This is a genomic window from Petroclostridium xylanilyticum, assembly GCF_002252565.1.
Lineage (GTDB): Bacteria > Bacillota > Clostridia > SK-Y3 > SK-Y3 > Petroclostridium > Petroclostridium xylanilyticum.
In genome coordinates this window covers 18069-35657 of record NZ_NPML01000004.1, presented here as the reverse complement: position 1 = coordinate 35657, position 17589 = coordinate 18069, and the positions used below count along the sequence as shown (strand labels likewise).

16 protein-coding genes are annotated in these 17589 nt (G+C 37.4%); 3 read left to right on the top strand and 13 right to left on the bottom strand.

The annotated features are described in order from the left end of the window. Positions 1 to 37: 37 nt before the first annotated feature. The 7 genes from CIB29_RS02115 to CIB29_RS02085 form a co-directional block, all read right to left on the bottom strand. The gene (locus CIB29_RS02115; RefSeq protein ID WP_094546327.1) at positions 38 to 304 is read right to left on the bottom strand and encodes a DUF6171 family protein; all 267 of its coding nucleotides are present in this window, start codon (positions 302 to 304) and stop codon (positions 38 to 40) included. 25 nt (positions 305 to 329) lie between these two features. After that, positions 330 to 1808, bottom strand: coding sequence for an alpha-N-arabinofuranosidase (locus CIB29_RS02110; protein ID WP_094546325.1), 1479 nt, complete (start codon positions 1806 to 1808; stop codon positions 330 to 332). Between the two features lie 117 nt (positions 1809 to 1925). Further along, complete coding sequence (gene arfA / locus CIB29_RS02105) at positions 1926 to 3422, bottom strand: arabinosylfuranosidase ArfA (RefSeq protein WP_094546323.1); 1497 nt, start codon at positions 3420 to 3422, stop codon at positions 1926 to 1928. Positions 3423 to 3500: 78 nt separating this feature from the next. Further along, positions 3501 to 4991 carry an arabinan endo-1,5-alpha-L-arabinosidase gene (locus tag CIB29_RS02100; protein ID WP_198543713.1) on the bottom strand — a complete coding sequence of 497 codons (1491 nt, stop codon included), beginning with the start codon at positions 4989 to 4991 and terminating at the stop codon, positions 3501 to 3503. Positions 4992 to 5126: 135 nt separating this feature from the next. After that, positions 5127 to 5993, bottom strand: coding sequence for a carbohydrate ABC transporter permease (locus CIB29_RS02095; RefSeq protein WP_094546321.1), 867 nt, complete (start codon positions 5991 to 5993; stop codon positions 5127 to 5129). A gap of 11 nt (positions 5994 to 6004) precedes the next feature. After that, positions 6005 to 6946 carry a carbohydrate ABC transporter permease gene (locus tag CIB29_RS02090; RefSeq protein WP_094546319.1) on the bottom strand — a complete coding sequence of 314 codons (942 nt, stop codon included), beginning with the start codon at positions 6944 to 6946 and terminating at the stop codon, positions 6005 to 6007. A gap of 102 nt (positions 6947 to 7048) precedes the next feature. Continuing rightward, entirely contained in the window at positions 7049 to 8461 is a 1413-nt protein-coding gene (locus CIB29_RS02085; protein ID WP_198543712.1) for an ABC transporter substrate-binding protein, read from the bottom strand. Positions 8462 to 8798: 337 nt separating this feature from the next. On the opposite strand from CIB29_RS02085, the gene CIB29_RS02080 reads away from it, so the two are divergent. Beyond that, entirely contained in the window at positions 8799 to 8987 is a 189-nt protein-coding gene (locus CIB29_RS02080; RefSeq protein ID WP_094546317.1) for a hypothetical protein, read from the top strand. 213 nt (positions 8988 to 9200) lie between these two features. On the opposite strand, the gene CIB29_RS02075 is transcribed toward CIB29_RS02080, so the two are convergent. The 3 genes from CIB29_RS02075 to yunB form a co-directional block, all read right to left on the bottom strand. Further along, positions 9201 to 10139 (bottom strand): ArsR/SmtB family transcription factor, encoded by a 939-nt coding sequence (locus CIB29_RS02075; RefSeq protein WP_094546315.1) that lies wholly within the window; start codon positions 10137 to 10139, stop codon positions 9201 to 9203. Positions 10140 to 10229: 90 nt separating this feature from the next. Continuing rightward, entirely contained in the window at positions 10230 to 12227 is a 1998-nt protein-coding gene (ligA, locus tag CIB29_RS02070) for an NAD-dependent DNA ligase LigA (RefSeq protein WP_094546313.1), read from the bottom strand. A gap of 110 nt (positions 12228 to 12337) precedes the next feature. Further along, positions 12338 to 13054 carry a sporulation protein YunB gene (gene yunB / locus CIB29_RS02065; protein WP_094546311.1) on the bottom strand — a complete coding sequence of 239 codons (717 nt, stop codon included), beginning with the start codon at positions 13052 to 13054 and terminating at the stop codon, positions 12338 to 12340. 335 nt (positions 13055 to 13389) lie between these two features. On the opposite strand from yunB, the gene CIB29_RS02060 reads away from it, so the two are divergent. Both CIB29_RS02060 and CIB29_RS02055 read left to right on the top strand, forming a co-directional pair. After that, positions 13390 to 13620, top strand: a complete 231-nt coding sequence (locus CIB29_RS02060) for a hypothetical protein (RefSeq protein WP_094546309.1) — start codon at positions 13390 to 13392, stop codon at positions 13618 to 13620. Next, complete coding sequence (locus tag CIB29_RS02055; protein WP_094546307.1) at positions 13602 to 13850, top strand: hypothetical protein; 249 nt, start codon at positions 13602 to 13604, stop codon at positions 13848 to 13850. The genes CIB29_RS02060 and CIB29_RS02055 overlap by 19 nt, the downstream gene beginning before the upstream one ends. Before the next feature lie 84 nt (positions 13851 to 13934). Here CIB29_RS02055 and CIB29_RS02050 read toward each other — a convergent pair whose 3' ends face one another. From CIB29_RS02050 to CIB29_RS02040, 3 genes are all read right to left on the bottom strand, one after another. Next, a complete protein-coding gene (locus CIB29_RS02050) occupies positions 13935 to 14675 on the bottom strand; it encodes a YebC/PmpR family DNA-binding transcriptional regulator (RefSeq protein ID WP_094546305.1) in 741 nt (246 codons plus the stop codon). 117 nt (positions 14676 to 14792) lie between these two features. Beyond that, positions 14793 to 15803, bottom strand: coding sequence for a S8 family peptidase (locus CIB29_RS02045; protein WP_094546303.1), 1011 nt, complete (start codon positions 15801 to 15803; stop codon positions 14793 to 14795). Positions 15804 to 16017: 214 nt separating this feature from the next. After that, on the bottom strand, positions 16018 to 17388 hold the full coding sequence (locus CIB29_RS02040; protein WP_094546301.1) for an RsmF rRNA methyltransferase first C-terminal domain-containing protein: 1371 nt from the start codon (positions 17386 to 17388) through the stop codon (positions 16018 to 16020). Positions 17389 to 17589 lie beyond the last annotated feature (201 nt).

Genomic DNA, 17589 nt, shown 5'->3' with positions numbered 1-17589 from the left:
ATTTACCTGCAATGATTAAAAATCAATTACAGCTAATTTACCACTTACTCTTCCCGGGATAGGGACAGTTCCTGTCCTTTCTTTTTGCCCGCATTTGTACAAAACACCCGCAATAGCGGCAGGTAGTCCCGTAATAAAGGCCAGGACAGCTATTGCATTCACTTAGCCGTCTCTGATAGATATTATCCGGCACACAGTCATCACCATCAAGCATTATCATGTATTCACTCATTCTAGCCTTTATCTCATCAAAAGAAACCTTTACCGAAACTGAACAACCTTTACACTCATTCCGTTCACTCATAGTTAGCCTGTTATGCCTATACCTTTTATTCTATAGTTAACACTGTTACTGACATTGGCAACAGCGTTGCAAAAAAACCTTTTTCATTCATATAAATTGCTTTAAAATCTGCAGGTTTAACCTGGTCAGGGTTGTCAAAAGTGTTATGGGTATTCATGGACGGCGCTGTAAGTACTCTGCCTGATATCCTGGAAGCATTGACACCACGCAGTTCACAATTCAGTTCAGCTACCTCCTTTGGATTGAGATTGCACAACGTTATATGAATTTTTCCCTCCGAGTTTTTGGATGCCGATACGCTTAATTGTGATATTTTTTCACCATCATATTCATAATCCTCGCATTCCATTACCGAGGCCAGTAATATTGCCCCCTGGTGAACCTTATACATTTCAAACACATGATAGGTTGGTGTTAAAACCATCTTCTCCCCTTCAGTCAAAATAACAGCCTGCAGTACATTTACCGTCTGTGCAATGTTTGCCATCTGTACGCGGTCACAATGATTATTGAAGATATTTAGGTTTATACCTGCTACCAGTGCATCACGGAGGGTGTTCTGCTGATAAAGGAATCCCGGATTGGTCCCCGGTTCCACATCATACCATGTACCCCATTCATCAACTATGAGCCCAACACGCTTTTGGGGATCATAACGGTCCATTATGGTAGAATGTTTGGTTATCAGTTCTTCCATAAATAACGTTTTCTTCATTGTTTTAAACCAATCCTGTTCAGTGAAATTAGTAGCAGAACCTTTATTATGCCAACTATCTCCCGGAACAGTATAATAATGTAGACTAAGACCATCCATAAAACTACAAGCCTCTCGCATCAATACTTCAGTCCAGTGATAATCTGCCGTATTAGGTCCGCACGCAATTTTGTATACTTTATTTTTTCCGTAATTGCGCACATAGGTCTGATAACGGCGGTATACATCGGCATAATATTCAGGGCGCATATTTCCACCGCAACCCCAGTTTTCATTTCCTACGCCAAAGTATTTCAAAGTCCAGGGGTTTTCCCTGCCGTTTTGTCTGCGCCAGTTTGCCATTGGGGATTCACCATCAAATGTGATATATTCCACCCACTCCTGCATTTCCTGTACTGTACCGCTTCCGACATTACCACATATGTAAGGCTCGCAGCCAAGCATATCGCATAATTCCAAAAATTCATGGGTACCAAAGTGGTTGTTCTCAATTACTCCACCCCAGTGTGTATTTATCATTCTTTTCCTGCTTTCCTTAGGCCCAACTCCGTCCTTCCAGTGATACTCATCAGCAAAGCACCCTCCCGGCCAGCGCAGCACAGGAATATTTATATTCTTCAGTGCCTCAACTACATCGTTTCTTATCCCACGGGTATTGGGGATTGGTGAGTCCTCACCAACCCAAATCCCCTCATATATGCACCTTCCGAGATGTTCTGAAAAATGACCGTAAATATTTTTATTGATTATACCTTTTTGAATGTCTGCATTAATTATCATATTAGCCATATATTTTCTCCTCTCTTTCATAGTCCCACTGTTCATTCTTTAAGTATATAAAATACACTTAATATGTTACATTGGGGCAAGTCGCATCATATATTCCATGTTTTGCCGGAGGTGTGTTTATTTTTCACAGGAAAACCTTAACATATTCCATGATAATTTTGGCAAGGTAATGTTGAATACTCCTCCCTGGCCTGCAGACAAACATGCATTTCTCGGTTTAACTTTTTCAGGTTCATCGAAACTATTTGAAGCAAATAAGTCCGGTCCATCCAATACAATGTGTTCGATAGGCTGTACACTTCCGAAAGACCTGAAATCCATAGTAACTTCTACATCGTCACTCTGGTCGCAATTTAGGATAAATACACTTATGCTTCCATCTTCCCTGTTGAATGTTGCCACAGACTGCATAATCGGGACCTCACCGTAGGATTTTGTCTCATATGTCGGACAGGATACCAGAGGTCTAAGGACTTCACCCCGTCCAAAAGTTGATACCTGCTGGAAAGGATAATAAATTGCCTGTTTGATAACCCCTCCGCCCTTCTGGGTATAAATTGGAGCAATTACATTGACCAGTTGCGCCAGGCAGGCCATCTTAACCCTATCTGCATTTTTAACAAGAGTACATAGCAAACCTCCGAACACTAAAGCGTCCAACAAGGTATATATATCCTCAAGAAGCGGTGGAGCTATTTCCCATGGCATGAGTTTTACCTTTTTCTGATACCATACATTCCACTCATCAAAAGACAGCATCAAGTTTTTCTTACTGCGCTTTTTGGCTTTTACATAATCGGCTGTTGATATGATGGTATGTATGAAATTATCCATATCCGCAAAAGAGCCCAGAAAATCGCCAATATCGTTATCATTCTCATAATACCTGTGGAGCGAAATATAGTCCACATGGTCATAAACATGCTCCAGTACAATTCTGTCCCATTCAGGGAATGTAGGCATAAAGGAAGTTGAACTTCCACAAGCAACCAATTCAATATTAGGATCTATCCATTTCATGATTTTAGCTGCTTCGAGGGCTTTCTTACCATAATCTTCAGCAGATAAATGACATATCTGCCATGGGCCATCCATTTCATTTCCCAAGCACCAAACTTTAATATTGTGAGGCTGCTCATGTCCATTTTTTCTTCTAAGGTCACTCCAGTATGTACCTGAAGGATGATTACAGTATTCAACCATGTATCCTGCTTCGGCCGGTGTTCCTGTACCTAAATTTACCGCAGCCATAACTTGGGTATTGGCTTTTTTAGCCCAATCAGCAAATTCGTCAATACCGATCTCATTTGTTTCAATAGACCTCCACGCAAGTTCAAGACGTCTTGGCCTATCTTTCACAGGACCAATACCGTCAGTCCAGTTGTATCCCGAAACAAAATTCCCTCCGGGATACCGCACAATAGAAACCTGCAAATCCTTGACAAGCTCCAAAACATCCTTTCTGAAACCCTGTTCATCAGCCATAGGATGACCCGGTTCATATATACCCGTATATACAGCTCTCCCGAGATGCTCAATAAATGATCCGAACAAGTGAGGATCTACCGTTCCTATCTTATAGTCCTTATCAAGTATGTATTTTGCTTGCTTCATATAAATAATAACATCCTTTCTATATCTAGATCCAAGTTAATGATGATTTCCTGCTATTGTCATAAATTAGGCAGTGCATCAGTTTCCACTGTTATTCTTTTTCCCCCATATGCACCTTCCCTCACTATCAATTCCTGTAAGTACAAGCGTCGTTGTTTTCTTCTCCCAATCCCAACTGGGTATGATCACATACCTTTCGGTAATGTTACCAACTTGAATCACCAACCTGTAATCCCCTTCGATAAACCATTCACCTTTTTCTCTATCTATCATACAGGTTTTATCCGGTTTCAAGTACATTTTTTCAGATGGTTCAACAACACTCAACATAAAGTCAAAGTGTTTTATTCTATCATAAGTGCCGGCAATTATACTTTGATCTATTTTCTGCAACTTTTCTCCGGCATACAATTCAGGGCTTACAAGAGGCCATCCATCCTCACTCCATACCAGCTTACGAACCTGCATGTACGGCCAATTCTGTTCCCCCTCTGGTCTTGCATGATGCACCAAAAACCATTCTCCATTGTCATTTAACACAGAATTATGACCTAGCGCCATCCAACCTAAATCCTGTTCAAACTTATAGCCGCCAGCTATTTTTACCCCTACTTCATATGGATTTTTTTCAATGTTGGTAAGTTCTGTCCCATTAAAATCCACGTAAGGACCCGTTACACTCTTACTCCTTCCCACCCTGATATGATAATCAGAAAAAAGAGACCCATATGAAACAAACAGATAATAATAGCCTGTATCCTTATTATATCTGATATAAGGACCCTCAATAGCCCCATCAACCGACCTTGGACGTCGTGCGATAGATTTGCCGAAACCCTCTTCTGCTGCCAATCCTGTTTCATTATCAATCTTCAATATATTAATACCTGACCAGAAAGAACCGTATACCATGTATTGTTGACCAGTCCCCTCCTCAACAACCAAGTTGGCATCTATTGCGTTCACAGGGTCACCAGTATCGGTTTTTACAACAATACCCCTGTATTTAAATGGTCCTTCAGGGCTATTTGATACTGCCAGGAATATCGCAGATTTCTGGCTCCCAAAAGTAGAGGCAGAACAGTAAAGCCTATATTCATTGCCTGCTTTTATTATGTCCGGAGCCCAAATATTTGTAGCATTTGTCCACGCTTGTATTTCCTCAGGAATGCCATCTTCCAACGCCCATCCAACGAATTCCCAGGTAATTAAATCGTTTGAACGCCTTATTTGTGCCCCAGGCCTGGGGTGGGAACCAATTTCCACATCAGTAGAATAAACATAATATTTCCCGCTGGCATCATCCTTGAATATAGCAGGATCATGTCCATTCATTGTACCCCACAACTCCTTATGATTGATGGCATCGCTATTAAACAAATTTAACTCGGGCGGTTTGGAAGGGTATTTCGGTAATACCTTTTCCTTTGCATCGGCTTTATCGTTATTTTGGCTTTTATCCTTTAACACAGCAGTATCTGAAGTACTTTTACCCATATTATGAGACTGATTGGAACAACCGGACAAAAGCAACATTGGCAACATTAAAAAAAGAATTGATTTTTTCATATTTTAAAATCTCCTCAAACCGTAAACTTAGCTCTTAATCCTTCATCAATTTTTAAATTTGTGCACTTAAATCTTTATCATATTCTGCTTAAAAATCCGGCATAAAAATAAATTATTTAGCAATACATAACCGGATTAACCTTTTATTCCGCTTATTGCAATAGATTTTATGATGAACTTCTGGAATGCAAAGAAGATTATCAACGTGGGGAGCATAGCCACAACTGCTCCTGCCATAATCAATGCATAGTCGCTTTGTATTGCATAGTATGCATTGAATGTTGCAATAACCACCTGCAATGTCATCTTCTCCGGCGTAGATAGATATATCATGGGTCCAAGATAGTCATTCCATATAAACATAAACCAAAGAATTATCTGCGATGCGATAGCCGCTTTAATCAACGGGAGTATAATCTGCCAGTACATTCTAAAGAAACCGCATCCGTCAATCTTTGCAGCCTCAATTAGTGCATCTGAGACTGATGTAAGATTTTGCCTCAAGAAAAATATCATGCTGACATTCCCAAAAAGACCAGGTACTATGATTGGAAGTAATGTATCAATCCATCCAACCTTTGAAAACATTATATACTGCGGTATCATCACAATAGGATATGGCAGCATGATTGTACCAAGCAAGCACAGGAATATCTTTTCCTTATGTCTGAACCTGAGTTTTGCAAATGCAAATGCCGCTAAAGAAGAGGTAAATGAACCAAAAAGCAATACAAAAAATGCAACGGTAGCACTGTTAAAAAAGCCTTTTACAAACTCCCCTTTCTGGAATACTTCTGCGTATTTAGTCCAGACGATAGGATCCGGTATCCAGACCGGAGGCATTGCAAATATCTGCGCTTTTGTTTTTAACGATGTTGATATCATCCATGCAAACGGCAGGAGCATAAAGATGGCACCAATTGAAAGGATAATAATAATCATTATATTTATAATTTGTTCTGTCTTACGTTTAGAAACAGTTATTTTACTTAAAAGTTCCATGCTCTACCCCCCTAGTTCATGTTATTAACCCAACGATCGGAATTCTTAAACTGGATTATGGTAGCTATAAAAATAATTACTCCTAAAACCCATGCTACAGCAGATGCAAATCCCATTTGGTATGAACGGAAAGCCTTGTTGAAGAGATAAAATACTATTGAAGCCGAGCTATAATCCGTTCCCCCATTAGGCGTCATCACTTGAATTTCTGTAAATATCTGAAGTCCGCCGATTATCGATGTTACAACAATGTAAAAACTTACCGGAGTAATGAGCGGTAAGGTAATATGCCTGAATTTTTGAAAAGCATTTGCTCCGTCAATTTCACATGCCTCATAATAGTCCGCGGGTATATTCTGAAGTCCGGCAAGATAAAGGAGCAAAGACGAACCCAGACCCTTCCATACAAGCATGACGATCATGGCAGGCTTTACAAAGGCTGGCTCAAACAACCATGCCGGGCCTTGTATTCCAAACATTGCAAGAGTAGAATTAATAAGACCATAATCCCCATTATATATCCATCCCCATATTATGGAAATCGCCACTAGAGAGGATACAACAGGTACATAATAAATTGTCCTGAATATTCTAATTCCTTTGATATCTCTGTTCATTGCCATAGCCAGTAACAAAGACAATATCATGCCGATAGGGATACCTATCAGATAAAATACGGTATTGAATAATGCTTTGTAAAAATTTATATCCTTAAACATTTCAATATAATTTGAAAAACCTACAAATGTCATTTTCGACATTCCATCCCAGTCTGTAAAGCTGGCCACAAAAGAATATATCATAGGGATTGAAGCAAATAGCAAAAACTGTAGTATCGGTGCCAAGATAAACAGCCACGCGACTCTTTCTTCATGAACTGTGTACTTGCTTAGCTTTTTTTTAGGCAAAAGCTTTACTTTTTTAACCACTACGTCTTGTGCCGTAGTATTCATTCAACTCACCTTCTCCGCTATACTCTTTATTGATTGTTGGCTAAAACAAAGGGGTTGTGATTATTCACAATCCCTTTGTGAAGAACCTGTGCACTTAACGTATTAGTCCTTGATAGCATTTTGCTTTGACAGTTCAATAGCCTTATCGAGCTTAGCCTGCATTTTGGGAGCAACTTCCTTACAGTATTGTTCAGCAGTCTTCTTCCCCTGCAGCACAGGAACTATGCCTAACTGGAATTCATCCCACCATTCAGCATTATATGTATATTCTGTTGGAAGGGGCTGTCCTGTCTTTTCAATATAATTATAGAATACATCTATGTTAGCCGGTTTTGTAAACTTGCTCTTGTATTCTCCCTTTGCATAGTCCATAAGATTTGGAAGCTGAATCATCGCATCACTGAGTTCCTTTTGTCCATCAGGGTCAACAGACAGGAAGCATGCCAGGTTTAAAGCTTCCTGGGGATGCTTTGAAACCTTTGAAACTGCAAAACCTAAAGAGCCAGTCCATGTTGATGAAGGAATACTTGCATCCTTTACAGGCCATGGCAGCAAATCATAATCAAACTTCAATGTTTTTGGATCATTAAATGCGCCTACGTCCCAGTTGCCACAAGCAAAGAAACCTAATTGACCATCAAGCCATCTCTGATAGTAACCCAAAGCCTGTGATTCCAACTGGCTTGGCGTTACTTTATATTTTACGGTAAGGTCTGCAAAGAACTGAAGTGCATTTATAAATTCAGGAGTATCCACCATTACCTTTGTTTTGTCTTCGTTTAAAAACTGGGCACCTCCATTCCAAATGAATGGCTGTAACGACCACGCAGGATCAAATCCTGCTCCCCACTGATCAAATTTACCGTCTCCATTTGTGTCTTTAGTCAACTTCTGGCAAACTTGAAGAAATTCATCCCATGTATATGGCTTGTTAGGATCGGGCAACGGAATACCTTCTTTTTGGAACATTGTCTTGTTGTAAGCATACGCAAATGCACTTATATCTTTTGGCAGAGCATATAGAGTACCCTGTCCTGTCTGCTTGCCATCATATTTATACCGTTTGAGTGCCTGAGGCCAAATATTATTGATGTCGATGTCTTTGGATTTGGCTATGTATTCATCAAGACCTAAAAGCCTTCCTGCATCCACCCATGCTCTAAGATCTCCAGGAGCTACATAAAATACATCAGGAGCTTTTTTTGCTGCAAAGGCCGCTTTAATTTTCATACCATAATCAGCCTGAGTAGTAACCGTAAAATTCACCTTTACATTAGAGTACTTGGCTTGATACTTAGTAATCAATTTGTCATAAATAGCCTTTTCATGCGGTTGTGAGAATGTTAAAACTTCGAGCTTCACTTCTCCCTTTGTCGTTTCACCAGCCGCAGCCTGAGTATTGGATTCACCAGCAGAAGAACTGGAAGTTTTGCTTGAAGAACCACAGCCAGCAAACATACTGACAAGTAGTACGCAAGCAATCATGATACCCATAAGACCTTTTACCCTTTTCATCACGCATCACCTCATAAATTTATATTTTTATATATTAGATATTGAGAAAGTCTCCTTTCTCATTTATCCCAAAGATTTTCAAACAATGCAATGAAATTTATATACATAAAAGTTATAGACAGAGATTTTTTGAAAATTATCAAAATTCACCCACTTTAAGTAACAATAAAATATTATATATTTATTTTAAAAAAATATATAATATTTTAAAACTATCTATAATATACATCTTTGTTTCTAAAATGTCAATATTTTTTTGTTATAAATTTAGTAATTTATAACAATTTATCATATATTATTTATATTTATATATATTATTTTATATGAATTAATTTACATGATATACTATGATAGCGGTATAAGAGTAGGAAATATTAGTGGCAAAATAAAGATTGCTGCAGCCAAAACTATAGTATCTTTCTTAAGCATGAGGAATGAAAACTGTCTGCGTAATACCTGGTTTGACCCAAGGATTGATAAAGCAGTTGCACAAGCAGCAAGGGATACAGAAATAGCAAGACTTTAAGTTTTTAAAGAAAAATTTAAAAAAAGATTCAAAGGTAGATTTTTTAGAAATGCCGTTAACAGAAATTAATAAATCCAGTGAGAACCACAATTTCCTGGATATTAGAGACTGTAAGTAGTTTTGTGTGAATTCATAAAATTACTTACAGTCTTTTTATGCCGAGAGTTGCACAAAAACTTAAAATAAATATTTAGAACTCCTTACTAGATTTTATCAGGTATTGTCATTTACTGTAACATTCATAACCTCATAAAGGACCCTGACCTTAATACCTTGATTATAATTACCAAAGTTTTTACCGTATATGGTTAATCCACCAATGTTTTTTGCTTTTTCCGGTACAGCCAGCTTTAACACAAGATCACTTTTATAATTCAGGTTGATATCATCAAGAGTGATATCAGATATTTTTAAACCGTCAATAAATGTACCATACTTGTTAATAGAAAGTAATTTCAAAAGCCCGTATTGATTCCAGTTTGGAAACCACCAGGCAGGTGTAAATAATCCTTTCGCATCACCAAAGTCTCCAGGGCTGGTCCAATAGCCAAGTTCAACTTCGTTTAAATAAAAGTATATGTCAGAGGGCCAGTTATCACAAAAGCCTGGTGCTTCAGAACCGAGTTCTATAGAAATCTGTATTTCCGATAATTTTTGATTAGCTTTTAAATAGTTTGGAATTCGATACTCTATAAACCCTTTTGTAAACCATATTATTCCGGCATTTATACGTTCTGGATCAGCAAAATATCTTGGTTCATCTACTTCGCCTATGATATTGTCTTTTGTAGCCAGCCCACAAGTTGGAAAAATTTGATAAGAGGAATAATGGCCGACATTTATTTCAACTTCGTATGAATTTTCCTCGTTCTCTTCCTTTTTTAAATCAACAATCAACTTATCCTCATGAAAATAACAAATTTTCTGAGTGCCGTGTTTTCCTGTAGCAGTACTAACTTCTATTATACCGCACTCCTCAAGTTTTTTTATATGCATTGTAATAGCTCCATTTGTGAGGTTTAATTTTTCAGCTATTTCGTTCATATTTAATTGTTTGTGTTTTGATAATAATTTCAGTATTTCAATTCTTATTTCGGAACTCAATGCCTTAAAGACATTTAATCCTGACTGTAAATCGTCAATATATATCATGACAACAACCTCATAAAAAAAGTTTTATTTTAGATAATTATAAAACAAAACATAAAAAAATGCAAATATAAAATATACGCCCCCAAAAAATTATTTAATCATCTCCTGAAATTCCTGTTCATTAATAACTTTCACCCCAAGCTGATTGGCTTTATCAAGCTTGCTTCCAGCCTCTTCACCGGCTAAGACATAAGAGGTCTTTTTAGATACACTCCCTGATACTTTGCCTCCGAAGCTCTCAATAATATTTGCAGCCTCACTGCGGGTATAATTTGTCAGGGTTCCCGTAAGAACAAAAGTAAGTCCTTCAAACCGGTTATCCTTAATGGCTTCTTTCTTCAGACTCTGAAGGTTGACACCTGCTCGTCTAAGTTTTTCTATTGTATCCTTGCTTTGTTCCTGTTTAAAGAAATTCACAACACTCTGGGCCATCTTATCTCCTATTTCATGTATCTGGGTTAAATCTTCCACATTTGCCTGTACCAGGCGGTCTATTGAACCAAAGTGGTCTGCGAGAAGTTTTGCAGCTCTTTGTCCTATCAGTCTGATTCCAAATGCATAAAGGACACGGCTAAGGTCATTACCCTTTGATTTTTCTATGGCATTTAGTAAATTCTCAGCAGATTTTTTCCCCATCCTATCCATATTTACCAGGTCTTCAAATTTAAGATAATACAGGTCTGCTGCACCTTTAATCAGATCTTTTTCAAGCAGTTGCTCTATTATTGCCGGCCCCAGTCCTTCTATATTCATTGCATCCCTAGAAGCAAAGTGGATAATATTCCTCATTAACTGTGCAGGACATTCAATTCCGGTACAACGGGTTACAGCTTCGCCTTCCTCCCGGAGCACCTCCGCACCGCATACAGGACAGTGAGTAGGCATGTGAAACTCCTTTTCACCACCTTTTCTCTTTTCTTTTACAACTTCGACTACCTCAGGAATAATATCTCCCGCTTTTTGCACTATTACCGTATCACCTATACGAATATCCTTTTGTCTGATGTAATCAATATTATGCAAAGTAGCCCTGCTCACAGTAGTGCCGGCCAACCTCACAGGCTCAAGTATGGCGTTGGGTGTTAACGCACCGGTTCTTCCAACCTGTACATATATATCTTTAATTACTGTTTCCTTTCTCTCGGCAGGAAATTTGAATGCTACTGCCCACCGCGGGCTTTTAGACGTACTGCCCAGCGCATCCCTTTGCCGTAATGAATTTACTTTTACTACAGCACCATCAATTTCAAAAGGAAGTGTGCCTCTACTTTCGCCTAACCTTAGGATTTCACCATATACATCTTTGATATCTTTAAACACATTATATGTAGGACTTACCTTAAAACCTTGATTTTTTAGATATTCTAAACTCTCTGCATGGGTGTTAAAATTTTTACCCTGTACCTGTTGAACATTAAAAATGTAGATATCCAGCTTTCTACCTGCAGTAACCCTGGGGTCCAGCTGTCGTAATGACCCTGCAGCAGCATTTCTCGGATTCGCAAACAAAGGTTCTTCCATAGCTTCCCTTTGCTCATTCAATTTAATGAAGTTATCCCGGGAAATAAATACTTCTCCTCTTACTTCAAGATAAGGAATTTTTTCCTGCAGTTTCAAGGGAATAGATTTAATTGTTTTGAGATTTTGAGTAACATCTTCACCTATCACCCCATCCCCCCGGGTAGAACCCCTTATAAATGTGCCATTCTCATACTCTAACGATACAGATAATCCATCAATTTTCAGTTCTACAACATACTCTACCTCTTGTGAATGTAAAGCCGTTTTTACCCTATTGTCAAATTCATATAGCTCATTTTCATTAAAAACATCAGATAAGCTCTGCATAGGAACATTGTGTACAACGGTCTCAAAGCCTTCAAGGGGTTTTCCTCCAACCCTTTGTGTTGGAGAATCGGGAGTAATTAGTTCAGGAAATTTTGCTTCTAATTCTTCCAGCTCCCTTAACAGCTTATCATAGTCAAAATCACTTATTTCCGGTTGATCTTCTACATAATATTTATAGTTATGGTATTCGATAGCCTCTCTTAATTCATTAATTCTCTTTTTTGCTTGTTCTATATTCATAATGTTATCTTCCCCCAAAAAAATAATGGTATTTATATTATACCATCATTTCTTAAATCTACAACTTAGTAAATTGTGACGGTTACTGCTTCGTTATGGGAAATTTGGAACTAATTTAGCATATTCAATATTGTGTCGGGTGCATTAGAAGTGGCACCCTCTACATTGATGTATTGCTGTGGTACTGTGCCAACAATAATAGTTTCTGCTACCGGCACTGTTGTAACCACTTCTGAGCTGGTTTTGACCATTGGCAGCAAAACCGCTACCGTGCTATGTACTTCCAGAAATATTTCATGTTTAGTTTGATTGATACCTGCCGTACTAAAGTTGCTTTTAAAATCGATTTGGGCAGTTCCGACGGGGATAAGCCTTACAGGTATTCGTGGACCCCACCCGGAAAGAATCTGGCTATTGATTACATTTCCAATAGGTACATTGATTTGTGTTGAATCTATATTCACGATTTTTTGCTGCACACTCATAGAAAGAGCCGCTTTCAACTGGTTCATCTTAACAATATTTGCCTGAAGCGCAGTAATCTGTCCATCATTGTTTTTTTGAAAAGTAATCAAATCTTCATATTTTAAGTTGCTTTCTGCTATTTTTTCATTTACTGCTTCATTAATAGCCCTTGTTGCTATGTATTTAGCTCTCGCTTCTGCAATAGAAGTAATTGTAGGCCTTATCTTTTTATCAAAGAGCGACAATGAATAAAATACTAGCAGAAATATTACTGCAATAACAAGATATATATTATAATTACGCCTGTTCATTTTTCTATATTTGGGCCTATATCTTAAACCCCCGCGCGTCCAAAATCTCATACTTAGCCCCCCTTATTATCATATGATCATGAAATAAATTTGTTAACGTTTTGCTGTGCAAACTAATACTGTTTATTTTAAGATAATATAATCTATTTCAAAATCATCGGGATTCGCAAGTTGAAGAACATAACAATACTTTTATACCGTATCATGAATAACAATTTTTTCATGTAAATCCCTCCACAGTATTCTTATTCACACATTATTGTTTATAGAATGAATTTATTTCAAAAGAACAAAATCTTTGTGTACCCTCTTATCAAATTTTTGTGCATATTTAGCATTGCTCAAGTAAAGAATAGAAAATGAATATTACTATAAGGAGGTATTTTATGTCAGATAAAGATATCAAAAATTCTTACCGAAGAAGTGCCGAAACCATGGGAGGCAATAAAGGAACTATAGCCTCCGGACTCTCTACTTTTAGTGATTATAATGATCCGGCTTTACATGAACACTCACATGAGCAAATTAAGATCGACTATGACAAAATAGAAAAGTCCCTATCCATGGAAGAAGTACATAAACCGGAGGAAGAGTCAAGATGTTTTCAAACCACCTAAACCAGCCACAGCAGCCACAGAGTAATATTGAAAAATCATATATTTTAAAGTCAAAAACCGGGCTTGAAAAGTATATTGCAAAGGCAAGAGACGGAACATATTATTTATCAACCCTAACAGAAGCGGAAACTTTTGAAAATAAAAATGAAGCTGAAAGTGTAGCCAATATGCTAAAAAATAACAACCAACAGGTTGAAGTCCTGGAAATTCAAGATCGAACAAGATGGTAAAATTTTTTACTAACAGCATAAATATAAAGACACTTTTTAAAGCTGGTATTCATTCTGCATTTAAAAAGTGTCTTTATAATATCATCAGTCATCAGTTTCCTCAGGCATATCCCAGTTGTGGTACACGTTTTGCACGTCATCATTATCCTCCAAAGCATCGATAAGTCTTTGCATTTTAACTGCATCGTCACCTTCTAATTTCACCGTATTCTGAGGAAGCATTGTTACTTCTGCAGATGCAAAGGTAAATCCTTTGGATTCAAGAGTATCTCGCACTTGTGGAAAAGCTTCGGGTGAAGTTAATATTTCAAAATATTCATCTTCTGATGAAAAATCTTCTGCACCGGCCTCTAAGGCCTCCATCATTAATTCATCCTCATCAATATCACCAGACTTTTCAATAGCAATGACACCCTTTTTATCAAACATCCATGATACGCACCCATTCGCTCCAAGGTTTCCACCAAATTTATCAAAATAGTGTCTCATATCTCCAGCAGTCCTATTTTTATTATCTGTCATGGCCTCAACAATAACAGCTACCCCCGATGGGCCATAACCTTCATAAACGATTTCTTCATAGTTTGCCCCACCTAGTTCACCCGAGGCTTTTTTTATACTTCTTGCAATTGTATCATTAGGCATGTTATTTGCCTTAGCCTTGGCTATTACATCTTTAAGCTTTGAGTTGACATTAGGATCTGGGCCGCCTTCCCTTACGGCTACAGCAATTTCTCTACCTATTTTTGTAAATATCTTTCCTTTTTGAGCATCAGTTTTTTCTTTTTTATGCCTTATATTGGCCCATTTCGAATGCCCTGACATCTCGATCATCCTCCTTCTAAACTCCGCATCTATTTTAACATATACAAGGAGGAATCTGCAACTAAAAAGTGCTGAATGACAAAATCCAGTACCTTTTTAGTAATTTTTAAATCAAAATCATAACAGTAGAATTCCAGCAATGATTGCGTTTAAAATCATATCAGTTCTTAAAGATCCTCTGGTTCTTAATGCGGCATTATCATAAACATAATCAGTCCTGTTAAACCTTCCAAAAGAAAACAAACCAAATCCATACTCAGTGTCTCTTCCTGCTTCTCCCAAATCTTCAGAATAAATGTGAAGCACTAATCTTATCTCTTCAGGGGTAAGCCTTCTCTTATACCTTCTAAGTCCTTTTGCCTGTAACAATGCTACTGCACCGGTAATAACAGGTGTAGCCATAGAAGTACCACTTAGAGTAGCATAACCGTTATCCAGATAGCAAGAATAAATGTCCTTTCCCGCTGCGGCGATCTCGGCCTCTGCTCCTACGGAACTAAAATCTGCCCTTTTTTTGTTTATATCCACTGCTGTAACCGCAATGGTTTCATCAAATCGTGCCGGGTAACCAATAGTATCCCCGTTATCTCCTTCACTGGCACCTTCATTTCCTGCTGCACATACTAAAGTAATTCCACTTGCATACAAATCAGAAATAATTTTTTGATATTCCCTTGAAGTGGTTTGGGATGAAAATGACATGTTGATTACATCTACGTTACGTTCTGCCATCCACACAAGACTGTTACGGATTGCCTCAAAATCTGCTGAACCATCTTTATCAAATGCTTTTGCAATATATAAATCTGCTTCGGGTGCAACTCCTATTACCCCTACATTGTTTCGTTCAGCAGCGATAATGCCTGCAACATGTGTGCCATGTCCATTATCATCTAATACATTTTGCCTATCCGAGGATGTAAAGTTAACATACTCTTTTATTCTTCCCCGTAAGTCTTCGTGATTAACATCAATTCCAGTATCTATAACACCTACTTTGATACCTTTTCCTGTTGTCTCACTCCATTCCAAGGGAGCACCTACCATTTCTACGCCATAGTCAATTACTTCCCGTTTTTGAGAACGCCTTACGTCTAAAACTTTAAAATCACTTATTTTAAACCTCACAAAGATCCCTCCATTTTCACACTAACCTTACCAGTATTAATAATTGAACGCTTGGTCATATTTTTAAGGAAAATAAATAACCTGATATATAATATGCATCTTATGGTAATTTTGACAATGCCACTACATAACAGGTTATAATTTAAGATCAGCATGAAAAAGTCCGAGGTTTATGGTTAATAATCTATATAAAAATATAATTCAAACAATAAAACTAACTACCAAGATTTATTCTTAATCCCTTGGGATAATGATTTTTTAATACTTCATCTGCAACTTTTCCCCAACCTAGAGGAAAGCCGTCTACTAAAACTGCTGTCCAGCCATTTGGTGATAATACATTTAAAGTTTCACCTTTTAGATAATTAATAATTTCCTGGCTATCTGCGCTGTAATTAATTTTTCTTATAAAAACGTCTTTATTAAGAGTCATTGCAAGGGAATGGGATGGCTCAAACCTATTCTTTTTGATGGTACCAAGGTGTAGACCAGGCCGTACGATTTTTACACCTTTTAAATCAAAAATCCCTCCAGGAATTACATACAAATTATCTCCAAATAAAGTGAAATTTCCTTCAAAGTGAAATTTAAGATTTTCCTTTTCAAATTCAAAATATAGCTGTATTTTTTTATCATCCCACTTACGTTGACTTATTAATTTATTGTTTAGTGCAGTTCCTTGCTTCTCCAATAAAGCTATAAAATGACCTTCTCCTTTTTGCCTGTGGGGCCATATTCTACGGCATTTTTTTAATTCTTCCCTTCCGTTTACCCATTCAGGACGTCCATCATCCAGGTAATCCATCTTTGGTATACTACATATTTCAAAGTTATTATAGAGTTGTAAGAATTGCTCAATCACCCCTTCGTTCTCTTCCGGTGAAAACGTACACGTAGAATAAATGAGTTTCCCGCCTGGTTTTAACATTTTTTCTGCTTCTATCAATATACTCAACTGTCTTTTGGCACAGGATATCACCGAATTTGAACTCCATTCAATGCACGCCCTGGGCTCTTTTCTAAACATCCCTTCTCCTGAACAGGGAGCGTCCACCAGGATTTTATCAAAAAACTCATAAAAGTATTTGGACAATCTATCCGGTGATTCGTTAGTTATTACCGCATTTCTAACACCGAATCTCTCCATATTTTCTGCAAGGATAGCAGCCCTTGAAGAAATTATTTCATTCGAAACAAGCAATCCCTTTCCTTTTAGATCACAGGCAATTTGCGTTGACTTTCCTCCGGGTGCCGCGCATAAATCCAAAATTATTTCCCCAGGTTGAGCATCAACAACTTTTGCTACTGACATGGCAGATGGTTCCTGGATATAATACAATCCTGCAGAGTGATATGGATGCTTTCCCGGCGATTCCTCCTGACTATAATAATATCCTTCGTCAATCCATGGTATTTTTTCTAATGTAAATGGAAAAATTTTTTTAAAATCTTCAACACTAATCTTTAGTGTATTGACTCTCAAGGCTGAGTATTTATCCTTATCGTATGCCTTTACAAATTCATCAAATTCTTCCCGCAGCAATTTTTTCATTTTGTTCAAAAATTCTTTTGGCAAATAATCCATTTTATCACCTGTTTTAAATAAGTTAGCATTTTAGTTATGAATAAATTTAATGCAAAAAATTGTATATGATTTCATAACTTCTGTCAATGATTATTAAGAATAACTTTCTCATTTAAGCTAAAAATATACTTAGACATAATATTTCATAAAAAGGCACCTAAAATAAAATTAATCCTTATAATATAGTAAAGATCTTATATA